Source organism: Moorena producens 3L, from assembly GCF_000211815.1.
Lineage (GTDB): Bacteria > Cyanobacteriota > Cyanobacteriia > Cyanobacteriales > Coleofasciculaceae > Moorena > Moorena producens.
Window position 1 is genome coordinate 20,670 of sequence record NZ_GL890931.1, and the last position, 14,920, is coordinate 35,589.

General features: G+C 43.3%; 13 protein-coding genes. 4 read left to right on the forward strand and 9 right to left on the reverse strand.

What is annotated here, in order from left to right; genetic code table 11:
* Positions 1-319: 319 nt before the first annotated feature.
* Positions 320-1,687 carry a gluconeogenesis factor YvcK family protein gene (locus tag LYNGBM3L_RS17805; RefSeq protein WP_008186098.1) on the forward strand — a complete coding sequence of 456 codons (1,368 nt, stop codon included), beginning with the start codon at positions 320-322 and terminating at the stop codon, positions 1,685-1,687.
* A gap of 96 nt (positions 1,688-1,783) precedes the next feature.
* Positions 1,784-2,278 carry a bifunctional alanine racemase/tRNA (adenosine(37)-N6)-threonylcarbamoyltransferase complex ATPase subunit type 1 TsaE gene (locus tag LYNGBM3L_RS17810; RefSeq protein WP_008186100.1) on the forward strand — a complete coding sequence of 165 codons (495 nt, stop codon included), beginning with the start codon at positions 1,784-1,786 and terminating at the stop codon, positions 2,276-2,278.
* An 8-nt stretch (positions 2,279-2,286) separates the two neighbouring features.
* Here LYNGBM3L_RS17810 and LYNGBM3L_RS43825 read toward each other — a convergent pair whose 3' ends face one another.
* Together LYNGBM3L_RS43825 and LYNGBM3L_RS17815 are read right to left on the reverse strand one after the other, a co-directional pair.
* Complete coding sequence (locus tag LYNGBM3L_RS43825; RefSeq protein WP_154659841.1) at positions 2,287-2,439, reverse strand: hypothetical protein; 153 nt, start codon at positions 2,437-2,439, stop codon at positions 2,287-2,289.
* A gap of 118 nt (positions 2,440-2,557) precedes the next feature.
* Complete coding sequence (locus tag LYNGBM3L_RS17815) at positions 2,558-3,913, reverse strand: dihydroorotase (protein WP_008186102.1); 1,356 nt, start codon at positions 3,911-3,913, stop codon at positions 2,558-2,560.
* A gap of 334 nt (positions 3,914-4,247) precedes the next feature.
* Between LYNGBM3L_RS17815 and lepB the strand changes: the two genes are divergently transcribed.
* The gene (gene lepB / locus LYNGBM3L_RS17820) at positions 4,248-4,868 is read left to right on the forward strand and encodes a signal peptidase I (RefSeq protein WP_044493708.1); all 621 of its coding nucleotides are present in this window, start codon (positions 4,248-4,250) and stop codon (positions 4,866-4,868) included.
* 15 nt (positions 4,869-4,883) lie between these two features.
* Here lepB and LYNGBM3L_RS17825 read toward each other — a convergent pair whose 3' ends face one another.
* The 3 genes from LYNGBM3L_RS17825 to LYNGBM3L_RS17835 form a co-directional block, all read right to left on the reverse strand.
* Positions 4,884-6,188: a dihydroorotase gene (locus LYNGBM3L_RS17825; protein ID WP_008186106.1), complete on the reverse strand. Its 1,305-nt coding sequence runs from the start codon at positions 6,186-6,188 to the stop codon at positions 4,884-4,886.
* Between the two features lie 628 nt (positions 6,189-6,816).
* Positions 6,817-7,263: a hypothetical protein gene (locus LYNGBM3L_RS17830; RefSeq protein ID WP_008186108.1), complete on the reverse strand. Its 447-nt coding sequence runs from the start codon at positions 7,261-7,263 to the stop codon at positions 6,817-6,819.
* A 261-nt stretch (positions 7,264-7,524) separates the two neighbouring features.
* Positions 7,525-8,451, reverse strand: a complete 927-nt coding sequence (locus LYNGBM3L_RS17835) for a DMT family transporter (protein WP_008186110.1) — start codon at positions 8,449-8,451, stop codon at positions 7,525-7,527.
* Between the two features lie 104 nt (positions 8,452-8,555).
* Between LYNGBM3L_RS17835 and LYNGBM3L_RS17840 the strand changes: the two genes are divergently transcribed.
* Positions 8,556-8,933 carry a DUF1823 family protein gene (locus tag LYNGBM3L_RS17840; protein ID WP_008186111.1) on the forward strand — a complete coding sequence of 126 codons (378 nt, stop codon included), beginning with the start codon at positions 8,556-8,558 and terminating at the stop codon, positions 8,931-8,933.
* 119 nt (positions 8,934-9,052) lie between these two features.
* Here the strand turns inward: LYNGBM3L_RS17840 and LYNGBM3L_RS17845 are convergent, their stop codons facing one another.
* The 4 genes from LYNGBM3L_RS17845 to LYNGBM3L_RS17860 all read right to left on the reverse strand — a co-directional run bounded on the left by LYNGBM3L_RS17845 (position 9,053) and on the right by LYNGBM3L_RS17860 (position 14,909).
* Positions 9,053-12,079: a hypothetical protein gene (locus LYNGBM3L_RS17845; protein WP_008186113.1), complete on the reverse strand. Its 3,027-nt coding sequence runs from the start codon at positions 12,077-12,079 to the stop codon at positions 9,053-9,055.
* 397 nt (positions 12,080-12,476) lie between these two features.
* A complete protein-coding gene (locus LYNGBM3L_RS17850) occupies positions 12,477-12,836 on the reverse strand; it encodes a hypothetical protein (RefSeq protein ID WP_008186115.1) in 360 nt (119 codons plus the stop codon).
* A 467-nt stretch (positions 12,837-13,303) separates the two neighbouring features.
* Positions 13,304-13,885 (reverse strand): Uma2 family endonuclease, encoded by a 582-nt coding sequence (locus LYNGBM3L_RS17855; protein ID WP_008186117.1) that lies wholly within the window; start codon positions 13,883-13,885, stop codon positions 13,304-13,306.
* A 169-nt stretch (positions 13,886-14,054) separates the two neighbouring features.
* Positions 14,055-14,909 (reverse strand): OmpA family protein, encoded by an 855-nt coding sequence (locus LYNGBM3L_RS17860; protein ID WP_008186118.1) that lies wholly within the window; start codon positions 14,907-14,909, stop codon positions 14,055-14,057.
* Positions 14,910-14,920 lie beyond the last annotated feature (11 nt).

Consider the following 14,920-nt stretch of genomic DNA (forward strand, 5'->3'; position numbering starts at 1 on the left):
AACTGTGGTGATCAGTACCAGCTTCATGGTGAATTCACCATTGAGGTGCGACCCAAGGGCGCGAGCAATCCCTCGCGCCCTTGGAGGCGCGCACCTTGATCAGTAATATCAATGAAAACCGCTATACCTGAAGGGTGAGCGGCTATGTGAATCACGCGCTTTTCACACGAATGTTTGATTAGGCAAAGAAAGTACCAATCTGACAGGCACTTCCGGAGCCTTAGCCGTTCCTCACTACATGCATCGCCTCCTTGTCAAGTGCTGGAGTTCGACCAGCAATGTCTATCCAGCTTTTGTACTTACCATACTCAGTGTAGTTATGTCCTCAATCAGTCTTTTCAAAAGAGCTCTACGTACCCTACAAAATGAATCGAGAGGTCGAATTCCTCAGCGGGTCAACCGTTGGTTTAAGTGGTTAGCCCCTGGATTACTGGTGAAGCGTTGGATACTTTTAAGTGCTGGTGGTGTAGTGCTAACAAGTTTGGGATTAGCGATTTGGGTAAAGCTGACCCCAGTTTTTTACATCATTAAATTCACAGCCCAAGTTTTAGAGAAAATTACCACCATTATTCCTAACCATGTGTCTGGTCCAATTGCGCTGATCTTGGGTCTGGTTTTCATCTTCTGGGGGCAAACCCGGACGGTAGGATCAATTACGGAAGTTTTAAAACCCGACCACGATCGAAAACTGATTGATGTGCTGATGGATCATCGTCGGTTAAACCGGGGACCGAAAATTGTAGTCATTGGGGGTGGCACTGGTCTTTCTAGCTTACTTAGAGGACTAAAGGTTTATAGTGCTAATATCACTGCTATTGTTACGGTAGCTGATGATGGCGGTTCCAGTGGACGGCTGCGACGGGAAATTGGAGTGCTACCACCGGGGGATATTCGTCACTGTTTAACGGCACTGGCAGACCAAGAAAAGTTGTTAACCGAACTGTTTGAATACCGTTTTCGAGCTGGTAGTGGTTTAGTCGGTCACAGTTTTGGAAACCTTTTCCTGACCGCAATGAGTGATATTACTGGGGATCTAGAACAAGCTGTTGCTGCTAGTTCTCAGGTATTAGCAGTGCGAGGAAGAGTGTTGCCAGCTACCCTAACTGATGTCAGCCTTTGGGCTGAATTAGCTGATGGACGTCGGATTGAAGGAGAGTCTAATATTACTGATGCTCGGGGAGTGATCAAAAAAATTGGTTGTACTCCCGAACATCCACCTGCTTTACCAGCAGCACTCAAGGCAATTCAGGAAGCAGATTATATTATAATAGGACCCGGTAGCCTCTATACCAGCATTATTCCCAATCTGTTGGTGCCAGAAATTACCGATGCGATCGCAGCTCGCTTGATACCCCGCATCTACGTTTGTAATATCATGACCCAGCCAGGGGAAACTGATGGATATAGTGTCTCTGATCATATCAAAGCTATTGATGAAGCCTGTGGTAAAAGGCTATTTAACGCGATACTGGTGAATCGAAAATACCCCTCAGCTGGCTCACTGATTAAGTATGCTCAAGTTAAGTCTCATCCAGTATTTCTAGATCGAGAAGAAACTTCTAAATTAGGGCGTCGGATTGTAGTGACCAATGTAATGTATGAAGATGAGGAAACTAATTTAGTGCGGCACAATTCAGAAAGGCTGGCAAGGGTTTTATTACGATGGTATAGTCGAGCGCATGCTTAGATAAGGTGAGTGCGATGAAAATTTTTAAAGGAAAATAAAAGCTGAGATGTTAACTCAGAATAACCATTATTCGAGGTACTCTATTGCTAATAACTAATGACCAAAATTTTTCTAGCTGATGCTGAAGCAACGCGATCGCTAGGTGTGGAATTGGGGAAGTCTCTCCCAGCTAGTAGCATCATTTTGCTGGAGGGAGACTTAGGGGCTGGCAAAACAACCCTAGTTCAGGGTATTGGTGAGGGAATAGGCATTACTGATGCCATTGTCAGTCCCACCTTTACTCTGATCAACGAGTACACAGAGGGACGTCTCCCCCTGTATCACCTCGATTTGTACCGCTTATCTACCTCAGAAGTAGAGTCATTAAACCCAGAAAACTACTGGGAGGGAATTGAAGTTGCCCCAGGAATTGTGGCCATCGAGTGGGCTGAGCGCCTACACTATTTGCCACCCAGTTATCTACATCTGACACTAACCTATTCCCAGGACGGTGGACGTCAGGCTCAATTCACCTGTAACGGTCAGTTTGATTTAGGTTGGCTGTTGGATAGGTTATCTGGTTGTTCGCCCTTGGCGTCGAGTGTAGAGTAGGTTAAAGGTTAGTGGGATTGAGGTTGCCTGTTTGATAAGTTAGAAGGTTTAAGGTCTAAGGTTAGAAAGGTTGAACGCGATCGCGTGGCCGAAAGGCCAAGGTTAAGTACCTGGACATAAATTCCGTTAACTGTGTTGTTAACTTGATTAGAGTTACTCAACCCCTTTCTGTTTCCTGATCCGAAGTTCCCTATTTCTTGATATCAACAGTCAACTTTAATTTTTTCCCACTACCTATTCAATCCTATTATTAAATCCTATAGTTAAATCCGATAGTGTTTAACTGGTAAAAGTTAAAGCTTCACCTCGCACATCTGTGTTCAATTTTCCTCTGTCGTAGACTACTTGACCACCAACAATGGTCATCACTGGCCATCCGGTTAAGTTCCAACCTTCAAAAGGACTCCAGCCGCATTTTGTTAAAAGTTCTTCCCGTAACACTGGGTGGTAATTTTCCAAATCTACCAGTACCAAATCCGCATCATAGCCAGGAGCGATCGCACCTTTGTTGGGAATTCCATAAGCCTTAGCAACTGCTGTAGACATCCAGTCAGATACTTGAGCCACACTACACCGTCCCTCTATGGCTTGAGTCAGCATCAGTGGCAGAGATGTTTCTACTCCAGGCATTCCCGAAGGAGTGTGGGGGTACCCTTTGGCTTTTTCCTCCAAGGTATGAGGAGCATGGTCTGTAGCGATAAAATCGATCACGCCATCGAGTAGAGCTTGCCAAAGAACTTCGTTGTCGTGGCAGGAGCGCAAAGGCGGATTCATCTGTGCCAGGGTACCAATCTCTGCATAGGCATCGGTATTTAGTAATAAGTGCTGGGGAGTGACTTCCGCCGTCACCCAGCTAGGTTTGTCTTCCCTAAGCAATTCAGCTTCTTCCGCTGTGGATAGGTGCAAAATATGCAAGCGCCGCTGATATTTTTTAGACAACTTCAGGGCTAACTTGGTGGCATTAAGGGCAGCTTGATTGTCCTGAATCTTAGAGTGAACAGCAGGGTCAGTAATTCCAGCAAATTCCTTACGCCGCTGATTAATTCTAGCTTGGTCTTCAGCGTGTACTGCAATTAAGCGATTGTACTTCCGAGAACCTTCGCTAAAACCTTGAGCAAAAATTGGTTCTATCACTGCTTCATGATCTACCAATAGTGCACCATGAGCTGAACCCATGAATATCTTAATCCCACAAGTCGGCTGGGCATTGTGCAAATCTGGCTGATTTGCTGGTGTTGCACCGATAAAAAAGCCATAATTAACTAAACACTTATCTGCCGCTCGCTTGAGCTTGTCATCCAGTGGGGCTTGGGTCGTCGTCGGAGGACGAGTATTCGGCATCTCTAAAAAGGACGTCACTCCACCCTTGGCACAGGCACAACTGGCAGTAAATAAGTCTTCTTTATGTTCTAGACCTGGTTCCCGAAAATGGACTTGGGGATCAATTACCCCTGGCAACAAAGTTAAGCCTTGAGCGTCTATTTCTTTATATGCCGTAACGTCCGTTGGCACTGGGATTTCTGGGGCAACCTGAACAATCCTTCGACCGCAGGTGTGGATATCCCCCAGTAAAAATTCACCAGAGGGCAATAGAATACGAGCATGGCGGATAAACAAGCAAAAGTCAGACAACATAGGAGGATGTTAGAATTTGACAGTTTCCCTGCTCGGTGTCTAGGTAGATACAGTAGATACAAACCTGATATATAGCTAAATACAGACAACCGCAGCTAACCTACCACCATGGCACAAACAAACAGGGTTGTCCTGCCAAATTGACTTTATTCACAAAACTTTACATAATCTTGATTTAGGCTCCCCTACTAACTTTAAATTTTTAAGATCTAGCTAGAAAACCCCAGAGGTTTAAATTTGCTGTTAAATTTGCTGTTAAACTTGCTGATAATTTCCCAATCAGCTATTTGTTTAAATTTCCTCAAACTTGTGTATCGGTAGTAGTTGAATGGATATGAGTCGTGTACCAGATAAAAGACCAGAAAAAAAACCTACACAGCCTTCTAAAGACAATGCTTGGGTAGAAGGAATCAAAACGATTAGCTTGAGTGCTGTTCTTGCCTTTGGGATTCGCACGTTTGTGGCTGAAGCGCGATACATCCCATCGGGATCGATGCTACCGACACTACAGATTAACGACCGCTTGATTATTGATAAGATAAGTTATCGCTTTTTCCAAGACCCACAACGAGGAGAAATTGTGGTATTTGCTCCCACTGAAAGGCTGAAAGAGCAAAACTTTAAAGATGCTTTTATCAAGCGTGTAATTGGTTTACCCGGTGACAAGGTTTTGGTGAAAAATGGGCGAGTTTATATCAATGATAAAGAAATAGAGGAAAAGTATATCGAAGAAGCACCACAGTACGATTTTGGACCACAAACAGTACCACCAGACCAATACCTAGTACTGGGAGATAACCGTAACAATAGTTACGACTCTCACCACTGGGGCTTTGTCCCTCGTGACAAAATTATCGGTCGTGCTGTAGTGCGGTTTTGGCCGTTAAATCGAATGGGGAAATTGAAACCAAATCCGATTTATCCTGAAGGATTAAATCAGTCAACTGACTTATGAAGTCTAAGTACTTCATTATTTATATTTTACACTCGCTTCGCTCGCTGGACACCAAGTTTGCACGACACGACCAATTAATTCTTGCCCTAGCCAGGGGGTATTACTAGAAAGGGATTTGAGGTTTTTTTGGTGAACAATCCAAGGGGATTGAGGATTGAATAAGACTAACTCAGCGGATTGACCAGTAGCAGTGCTAGGGGGGTCTTGCTGTAGACAAATAGCAGGATTTGTGCTAAGACTTTTCCAAAGTTCTAAAGCTGACCAATCCCCTGTCTCGACTAGAGTATGCCAGAGCAGGGGTAGGGCTAGCTCTAAACCAATCACTCCTGGTGGTGCTTCAGCAAAGGCAACGGTTTTTTCTTCATAAGTGTAGGGAGCGTGGTCAATTGCGATCGCATCAATAATCCCCTCCCGAACACCTCGGATCAGTGCGGCTTGGTCAACTGGGTTTCCCAACGGCGGTTCCAAGCGCAAATTGGAGTTGTAACTGCATAAGTCTTCCGTATTGAGCAATAGATGCATCCAAGTGGTACTGGCTGTTACTGGCAACCCCGCTGCTTTGGCTGATTCAATCAATTGGACAGCACGACTGGTGGAGATACGCATGAGATGGACTGGCGTGCCAGTGGTTGCTACCACTTCTAATAAGGCAGCGATAGCGGATGATTCTGCGATCGCAGGATTCCCTGGCAAACCCAAAGCAATTGACTGGATACCTTCTCGCATCACTCCCCCATTTGCCAACTTAGGGTCACAAGCCCAAAGTGCCACTGGTTTACCCAAGGATTGTAGGTATTCCAACAACCGTCGAACTAGTGCTAAATTACATAAAGGACCTTCATCGGTAAAGCCCACTACTCCCCCTAAAGCTAGTTCAGCTAATTCAGTCATTTGCTGTCCTTCTAACCCGATGGTGAAGGCACCCCAGTGATAGAGTTGAGGTGAGCAAGGGGGGAGGCTTAGATAGGGAGAGTTTTGGAGTTCTTGCCGTTGTGCTAAAACAGCAGAATTGTCTAGGGGGGGTTTAGTGTCAGGCAAAATGGCTAAGCGAGTAAAGCCTCCATTTGCCGCTGCTGCCAGTAGTGAAGACCAGGTTTCCCGTTGCTCATGTCCTGGTGCACCAGAATGGCTGTAGAGGTCTACTAGTCCTGGTCCTAAAATGTGTCCCTGACAATCTTGCACCACTGTATCGCCAGAGATTTCCTTGATGTGAGTTTCTACTGCCGTGATTACACCATCAGTAATCAGCACATCAGCGACTTGGTCAATTCCAGAAACTGGGTCTAAAACCCGGACTTGTTGAAGTAGTTTACTATTCATTGGGGAAACGGAAAATGAAAAATAATTGGCTTTTAACTTAATCCCCCTTTCTAGCTAATCATATTTAAATTACTTGTTATGACGACTTATTTTTTACATTACTAAGTATATTTTTAAAATATAGCAGTCGCCAGCGATGCAGCGCGGTCTTGGGGAGGCAGCGCGGTCTTGGGGGTCCCCCCCATGAGCGACTGCCGTGGTTTCCCCCGGAGACGAAACCTGATTACGTTGAGCCTTTATGGTTGGTAGGTTATGCAAAAAAGGGTTAAAACTTATTGATTAAGGCGAGCCTGTCTTACGGTAACTTCAAACCATGAGCGACTGCATCAAGACAGGGCAGTTAGGACATGACAAAAGTCTCACACCCTTTGTAAGCGCAAGAGTTTGACTTCTGACTTCTGACTTCTGACTTTTGACTTCTGCTATACCACTTTGCCAGATTTTGTCAGACTTATAAAGATGTAATAAATAGGCCGAAAACAATTTATTTTTCAAGCTTTATGAGTCATTACAGACTTTCTGGGAGCATCCAAATTTGGAATAAACATACCACATTAAGCTGTATTAACGTGATGTTAATGCCTATAGAATAAGAGATATTTCCCAAAATAGTATGCTCCCGAATTTATTAATTTTTATTGGCAGCAAATACGTTAACCAATTTGACCACTTGTGCAGGTCTATGATAAAATGTCCAATGCTGCGGAGACTCTGTTATAGCGTCAGTGTTGGATATTTTCAGCCTTTTTGTGATGTCTTCACTATTGGAAAACGTGGCTAAGTAAGTTGTTATTTCCCTAGCGCTGTAAGTAACATAATCATCATCATTTTCTATTTGACCGTTTCTATCTCCTGGAGCATCATTTTTCAAAAGAAGAAATGAGATATGGTTAGGGGGAGCAATAAGTTCCACATATTGCGTCGGCAACAGATCACGGTCACAAAATGAATGTAGAGTTAAGTCACATATTTCCATCTCAGTTTCACTACTCGCCAGGGCATTCATCCCATTGATTGTTAGCACTAGCATACAGGTTAATAACGTTACAAAACAAGTTTTGATCATTTTTTTCATTTCTTTTTTGCTTCTCCTACTTTTGGCAGACTGTAGTCAATTAACTAATTTTTTAACACTACTACGTTTTCTACCTGAAAGTTGAGGTGTAAAACCTAATAGTTGAGGTCAAAAAAATCTTTATTGAAGGCTAAACTCGAGCACTGTTGGACTTTTCTCATTTTATCAGTATAAACGAGTTGTTCGAGTTTAAAACCACTCGCTGCAAATAAATCATTATATTCTTATTCCGTGCGCCAGTAACCTTCAACCGATTAACCTTCAACCTATTTTCACATTCGCTCCATAAACTGCCACTGCAACCCCAACTAACAATACCACGGCACCTACCAAGACCAATACCCCCGGCACTTCCTGAAAAATCAGATAGCCCAAAAAACAAGCACCAACCGGTTCAAACAAAATAGCCAGGGTCACCAGGGTAGGATTAATCCAGCGTACCAACCAGTTAAAACTGGTATGTCCCACCATTTGGGGGAAAAGTGCCAATAACAAGATGTAGAGGTAAACTCCTACCGGATAATTGAGATAACTGACACCCCAGAGTAAGGATAACAGTAACAACACCAAAGCCCCCATACTGTAGGCGACAGCACTATAGCTACCGATACTCAAACCCCGCTGCTGTGCTTCACGTCCCCAAAGTACATACAAACTTGCTATCACTGCTGCCATCAATGCTAGAGAATTCCCCAACAGAGGATTACTCCCACCACTAATAGCACCCCCATCCCCCAAACTAATCAGCACAGCACCTACAAAGGCTACACCAATCCCCAAAACCGTCAGCCTAGTTAGTTTTTCCTTGAACCACAGCCAAGAAACTAGAGCAACCCAAATCGGAGTTGTGGTAACTAAGGTAGTAGATGCCGCAATGGAAGTAAAAGACAAGGAAGTAATCCAAGTCACAAAGTGTAGCGCTAAACAAATACCAGCCCCACTGGCATAGAGTAATGCACCTGGACCTAGCTGAGCTTGCCTGAAATTGCGCCAAGCTGGTAACAGTAGCATAGACGCAATAGTAAGGCGAGACCCAGCCACGAACAGGCTAAACCCTACCCCACTCACCCCAGCCGATGCGATCGCTAATCGCACAAAAATAGCTGATGTCGAAATCGCCAACACACCAGCCAAGAAAACCAATCCCACCTGCCACCGCAGCGGCTGCTTTATAATTTTCATAGCCATACAGCTTCAATCCCCAACCATTACCATTATTCCGCCAGAGGTACCAGGTGAGAAGTGAAGAAGTCTACTTAATCCTTGATAATTTCTAATTTAGAATTTAAACTATGTTTGAACTACCGCCACTCAATACTAATACAATTTGGTCAATTTTAAACGAAGAAATTGATGACGATACCGTTAATAAACTACTCTGGTACTATCTAGGTTATCGTTATAACTCAACTACCGGGCAGTGGGATATAACTGAGGTTAATCCTGAATGGCAAGAAGACTATCCCGAGCCACCCAATTTCCTAGAAAGCCGCCCTGCTACGGTAAAACTAACCCGTTCAATACCCAAAGAAAATAAACAGCTATTGAAAGAAAAATTAGGTTTCAAAGGTTACAAAATCGGGGAATTTGGTCCTCGACAAACTCGCCGAGCTACCGCAGCAAACTGGTTACTGAATTATATGGAACAAAACGGTATTGCCTCAGTCTAGCGTTTTTCATACTTATGAGGTACACAGGATTTTTTCCCTATTCCCTGCTCCCTGCTCCCTGCTTCCTAAAACTTAGGAAGTTGTACCTCAACCAATTGAGAAATGCTATGTAAAATACTTCATCCTTCAACCGTACTCGATAAATCAGTAGGAACAACTACACACTCCAACTCCGCCTTGTGACTCTCCTGCTGGTTCTCCAAATTAATTGCGATCGCTTCAATTCTGATTTGAGTCGTGCCTTCGGGTATAACTAATTGAGTCATTGCCTCCAGCTCCCCAGCCGCATTGGGGAGTAAATCTATAATAGAACGGGTTTCCTGGAGCAGAGAGCGAGTTTGCACGTCTTTAACCCACAATTTAATACATAGACGAGATTGACTAGGAGGAAGTTTTATGGTAACCATTACCTTTTCTCCAGCAACCAACTCCCTAGTAGTCGGTATTGATAAAGTGGGTGCTGTTAAGGTCGCATCCAACTCTAGGGATGAAAGATTCTCCAGTTTCGCCTTAACGTCATGTTGCTTAGTTGCAGTAGCTTTTGTAGCTTGTGGGGCTATTTCTATATCGTCTACTACAATTTCCTGAGTGCTCCAATCGTGACTAGTAATACCAACTCTAGGGGGTGTCTTTGGCATTGCTAATTCTGAACTAACTAGCGACAAATCCTCAGATTCTGTCATTGACTCCAAGACCTTTTCTGGAAATTCCCTAACCTCTTCTTGGTTGCTAGCCGTTTGATTCCTCTGTTCATCTTCCACTGCTGAGTGATCTTGCCCAGCAGGATTACTCTCTGGGGATAATTCTAACCTCAGCAATTCCATCAATTCATCATCTTCCGCTAAAGCACTCAACCGTGACCAAAAACGCTCTTCCATGTTTAAGGCTCGGAAAGCATCTTCTAAAGCGATTGACTCAGGATCTTGTACAGAATCTGGAGTCTCCCACCGAGTAGTATTCAATAATTGGTTTAGCTTGGAATTCTTGAACTGGGTATCAAGGGATTCTGAATCCTCTAACTGAACATCTGTCTGAGATTGATCAATCTCACTAATCTCAATAGTTTGGATTGCCTCAGATTCCGTTAGGGAATTAATCAGCACTTCAGAAGCATCATTAGAATTAGATGAGACCTCAGAATTTATCTCTAAGTTACTATCTTCAGTAGTATTTTTAGTACTATCTTTGGACTGTTCTACTGTGTCTTGAACTAATGTGTCTTGAACTAATGTGTCTTGAACTACTGTGTCTTGAACTACTGTGTCTTGAACTACTGTGTCTTGAGGCTGTAACTCTGACCCAGTATCTTGCTCTCGATTATTTAGTTCTGGATTGGCTGTAGTCGAGGATTCTTGATCATCTAGGGAAACGGAATCAGATCCTTTAGACTGATCTTGGACATCTTCGTGCTTTGCCTCAGGGTCAGCCACCGACTGCATTGTAGGCAAATTGGGCAATTCGAGGGATTTAACAGTTATGTCACTCGGCTGATGCTGGTAAAGTTTTGGTGGTAAAGACCGTCCAGAGATAGGTTGCAAGAACAGAGATGGATGGTTTTGGGGTAGCTCAACCAGATCCAGCGTAGTCTCCTCTAAGGGGTATTCATCTAATAATAGAAGGTCTTGATCAGGTTGATCAGGTTTGGCAGATTGAGCGATGCGATTAGCAAGTACTACCATGGTTTCCATGGGCATCCCCTGATTCCCTGGCACAATTACTTCTAATAAATCCTCTACATTAGCTGTAACAGTAAATTGTTGAGTTGCTAAAGGAGTTGACTGTGAATTATAAAGGGTGATTTTTCCTAAAATTAGACCACTTTGGCAATCCGTCGGAATATCTAGACTATGGCTAAATCCTAAAAATAACTCCTCTTGAGATAGTGAGTACTCAATATCTAACAAACGTTTTCCTGTTTGAGGAAACCGCAATTGATAGCGTAGAGTAGCAGGGAATAAGTTTTCTAAAACACTATCTAAAACACTAACTGTTATACTATCACCATTATTATTAATTTTATCATTATCTACTACCAATGCTCCTTTGATAGTCAACGACTCTCCTCGCTTTGCCAGGAAAATTTCCTTATCTAGTCTTAGGGTTAAACCGTACTGATTAACATCTGTATCTGAAACCCAATCTGAATCAGAGGTTTTTCTTAGCTGTTGGTTATCTTCAGATTCCCTATCTTCCAACTCATCCAATACTGGCTGAAGCACCTGTTGTAGTAGTTGCTCCAAAGTTTCCAGAGATTCCTCCATGATGGAATTCTCAACAGTCGATTGGAGTGGTAAGTCTTCCGAGATAGTTGCTGTTAGTTGTTGGTTGGTCTCAGAATTAACCGGTGCCTCTGGGTAAACCTCTTCTACCTCTTCCAAAACTGTCTCTGGGCTAGGACTAGATTCCTCTGGGCTAACCCCAATTGGTGCTTGGGCTTGGTCAACAGGTAACTCTGGTGCAGCAATGGTTATGGGTTGTTGCTCTGGTGGTGTTATCTGACTCTCGTACTCCTGAGGGTTAGATAATTCTGATCTAGCATCTGAGCTAGCATCTGTTACTTTCAGGTCATTAGCAATAGTATTGGTGGAGGGAGAATCAACAGCTAGCTCAGGTGTACTCAGGGAATTGTCTAGTTGAGGCGGCTGAGTATCAGTTTCGGTGACTTCTACTGGGGTGGCTTCTACTGGGGTGGATTCTACTGGGGTAGATTCTACTGGGGTAGATTCTACTGGCGTGGATTCTGCTACTGATGAGGATACAGAGGTTTTCGGGGGTGTCTCTACATCTTTGACTTTGGGTATGACTTGTAGCGCTAAAGATTTTCGCCAGGACTCACCCAGAAAATCGTCCATGATATCGTTACTGCAACGTAACTTCCACAGACCAGGTTTAAGCTTGGTGAAAGGAATAACCACCATTAACCCTTCTGAGTTGGTGCGACGCCATCGTTTCTGGGACTTGCGTTTGGGTGGCACTTGCTCTGTGCTATCATAGCTGACGCAAATTTCTACATCAGTATTGGGCCGGTTGGAACGAGCCACTATCCGATACCGACCGGATTCTATCTCCATCTCAGAAGACTTGATTGGCTTCCAGGAGCGCTCCCCCTCTTTCTGTAGTAGAAATTCCCAGTACTTCTTAGCCATTGTCGATATCTATGACCCAAAGACCTGCTAATGGACTTGATTGCTTTTCCAATTAGCTTACACTTTAAGTCGAGTATTTTGCTTATCCCCACCCTCGGGATTTGTCAACCACCGGATTCGACAGAGTGACTGACATCTACTCTGTTTAAGGGGATAAGAAAGCAATACCACAAAATTAACCTTTAAGATGTGCTTGTTGATACTAAATTTTAGGGCTAATCTTAAGAAGTAAGCATTCAGCTATCAGCTATCAGCTATGAACCGAAGGCTTGTACCCATGTTACGGGAATGGCTCAGGGCTGACGACTGACCGCTGACCGCTGAATGCTGACGTTAAGGATTCTTCTAAGCCTCAGAGATCGCCTGCCTAAAGTGTTGCTGATTCGAAAGCTAGAATTTACCAATTCATCAGTTCATCTATTACAGTGCGAATACGATAAGTGTTCCGGTCACAAGGATTCACACAAATAACATCTACCCTGACATAATCACCTTTGGGAGCACATACAAGATTAAAAATAACGTTATTTCCTCTTTTATAGCGCCATGGGTGAAATTCAGTTTTTTCGATTTCTCCTCCATTTACAAGAATATTCATTTTTTCTATACCTTTCTTGTTACAGCTTGTCTCACTCCCACTACTAACGGAATGCCAACCTGTACTACCTCCATTTGCGCTTATTGCATTAGCTAATCCTTGGTTTAGGGTCATACTTACAATAGTTGCAACAGATAAAATGCTTAATTTATTTAACATCGTGATTCCTCCTTATCTCTTGTTAACTAATTTTATAACATCTTATTCTTATTGATTATTCTTAATAATCAATAAGAATAAGATGTTTTTTAAAAAACTTAAAATTACTTAATATTTATTGGGTATAAATTTAAGGCATTGCTGAATTAAAATAGATAATAGCGTTTTCAAACGAGTTGTAAAATTATAGATTGTCGAAAAAGACAAGAAGCAAGAGGCAAAAAGCAACAGGGAAAAGAGCTCCAGAGTTTTATAGGAAACTCAAAAAAGACATTTTCAGTTTACATCTCAAATACAAATGCTATAAAACCGTAGGGGGTAAATCTCAATGCATGCTGTTTGATCCGGTGGGTGGAACGGGCATCTTGCCCGTGGGTGGAACGGGGCGGGCTGTCCCAATTCTGGCTACGAGGAGGAACATGAAGGCTCCCCTAAGGCACCCTACTCGACTAATCTTAAGGATTTTTCTAAGCCTCAGAGATAGCTTGTCTGAAGTGCCTAATAGCTTCAACTTTGGAAGCCATCATCAGACACCGAGACAATAAGTCAATATCCAAATCTGGCAAGACTTCACTCTGGGAAATTTTTTCGTAACCATCAAAGCGCAAGTGATACAAAGCAAATACACCATCCTCCCAAAACCAAACTTCGGGTACTCCTAATGATTGGTAACGACTTAGTTTGCTCTGATTACCACTGGTAAAGACAACTTCAATAGAGAGGTCTGCAATCACTCCTGACGCTCTACCAATTAGGTAAGATTGGTCTGCTTGTGCAGATGCTTCCCCTTCCTTCTCTTGGGTAAAGCTACCGGTTGGAGTGAACTCAATTTGTTTTTCAACAAAATAAGTACCCAGCAACAGTGCTATGACACCACTGAAGACTTCATGGTCTTGGGAAACTGCCAATATTTCTACCTCACCCCTGTAGTAGAACAGTCGAATTCCTGGGGAGTTGACGAACCCCGCTTGAATTGATTTGAAGTTATGCCAACTTACCCCGGAGTGGACTAGCCGTTGGTCTGTTTGTTTATCTACGACATAGGTCATGGCGATTATTCCTTGTTCACCATAGAAAGCCTAATCATGGAGTTTGCGATCGCAAACTTCCTGACTACCATCTTTGTAACCATTCAGCTGACAGCTGAGGGCTGACAGCTGACGGCTAACAGCTGACGCATCTTTCCTTACCAGATTAGCGAGATTATGTCCTCTTCAGCTATTGAACATTTGTTACCTTACCGAGACGAGTAAAGCGAATTTCAATCCTGCGCCTAGTTTGATCATCCTTTAAACTAATCGGAGCAATTTTTCCATTAGGTAAAATTAACTGGGCTGCAGAATAAGCCCGAAATTGCAACCCCTTCAGCCGCCCTTCCTTAGATTGAATCTCACGGAGTAATTGCACAACTGCCAAAGCTCGCATCAGTCCTAAATCAGCATTAGATCCTGGTCTAAGTTGACTGATAGAGGAATTTTTATTAACTACATTCCCAATGGTCTGGTCGATATTGCCAGCACCAAGATTAGGTTGACCATCGGTGTGACCAATCAGTTCTACTACATTAATTTCATAGTCCTTGGCATTGCTTTCAATCGCAGGGACAATTTGCTGCCGAATATAGTCTTTCATCGCTGAGGGAATTTCCGCACTGCCGGAATCAAATCGGTAAGCCCCCTGATCTTTGATTACAATAATTGGAGGTGTATCTGGTGGTTTTGGTGCTGCAGCAATCTGTACCTGCAAAGCCCTAACCTGCTGTTCTAGTGCCTTTTGGCGGTCAGTTGAGCGCTTTGCCCTAGCTCTCCAAATCGCTACGCCACGCTCAAGTTGATCAACCCGAACTGCCTTAGCTCGTAATTCCGCATTCTCCCTTGCTAATTGCACCACTTCATCTTCACTTCTGGTGAGATCATCAATGGTTGATTCCAAGGCAGTTTGTGCCAGCACAGACTTCAAAATAGACAGCAACAAAAATAAGATCAGGATCATGAAGGCATTAGACATTAAGTCTGTAAAGGCTGGCCAGAGATTTATCTCTTCATTCCAATCATTATTTCGTGAACGACGCATTTTATCAATTT

Bases quoted from the DNA above. Each gene is read 5' to 3' on its own strand.
- LYNGBM3L_RS17855 (WP_008186117.1), bottom strand. From the start codon at position 13,885: ATGACCTATGTCGTAGATAAACAAACAGACCAACGGCTAGTCCACTCC.
- LYNGBM3L_RS17835 (WP_008186110.1), bottom strand. From the start codon at position 8,451: ATGGCTATGAAAATTATAAAGCAGCCGCTGCGGTGGCAGGTGGGATTG.
- LYNGBM3L_RS17860 (WP_008186118.1), bottom strand. From the start codon at position 14,909: ATGCGTCGTTCACGAAATAATGATTGGAATGAAGAGATAAATCTCTGG.
- LYNGBM3L_RS17840 (WP_008186111.1), top strand. From the start codon at position 8,556: ATGTTTGAACTACCGCCACTCAATACTAATACAATTTGGTCAATTTTA.
- LYNGBM3L_RS17805 (WP_008186098.1), top strand. From the start codon at position 320: ATGTCCTCAATCAGTCTTTTCAAAAGAGCTCTACGTACCCTACAAAAT.
- lepB (WP_044493708.1), top strand. From the start codon at position 4,248: ATGAGTCGTGTACCAGATAAAAGACCAGAAAAAAAACCTACACAGCCT.
- LYNGBM3L_RS17815 (WP_008186102.1), bottom strand. From the start codon at position 3,913: ATGTTGTCTGACTTTTGCTTGTTTATCCGCCATGCTCGTATTCTATTG.
- LYNGBM3L_RS17830 (WP_008186108.1), bottom strand. From the start codon at position 7,263: ATGAAAAAAATGATCAAAACTTGTTTTGTAACGTTATTAACCTGTATG.
- LYNGBM3L_RS17850 (WP_008186115.1), bottom strand. From the start codon at position 12,836: ATGTTAAATAAATTAAGCATTTTATCTGTTGCAACTATTGTAAGTATG.
- LYNGBM3L_RS17825 (WP_008186106.1), bottom strand. From the start codon at position 6,188: ATGAATAGTAAACTACTTCAACAAGTCCGGGTTTTAGACCCAGTTTCT.
- LYNGBM3L_RS17810 (WP_008186100.1), top strand. From the start codon at position 1,784: ATGACCAAAATTTTTCTAGCTGATGCTGAAGCAACGCGATCGCTAGGT.
- LYNGBM3L_RS17845 (WP_008186113.1), bottom strand. From the start codon at position 12,079: ATGGCTAAGAAGTACTGGGAATTTCTACTACAGAAAGAGGGGGAGCGC.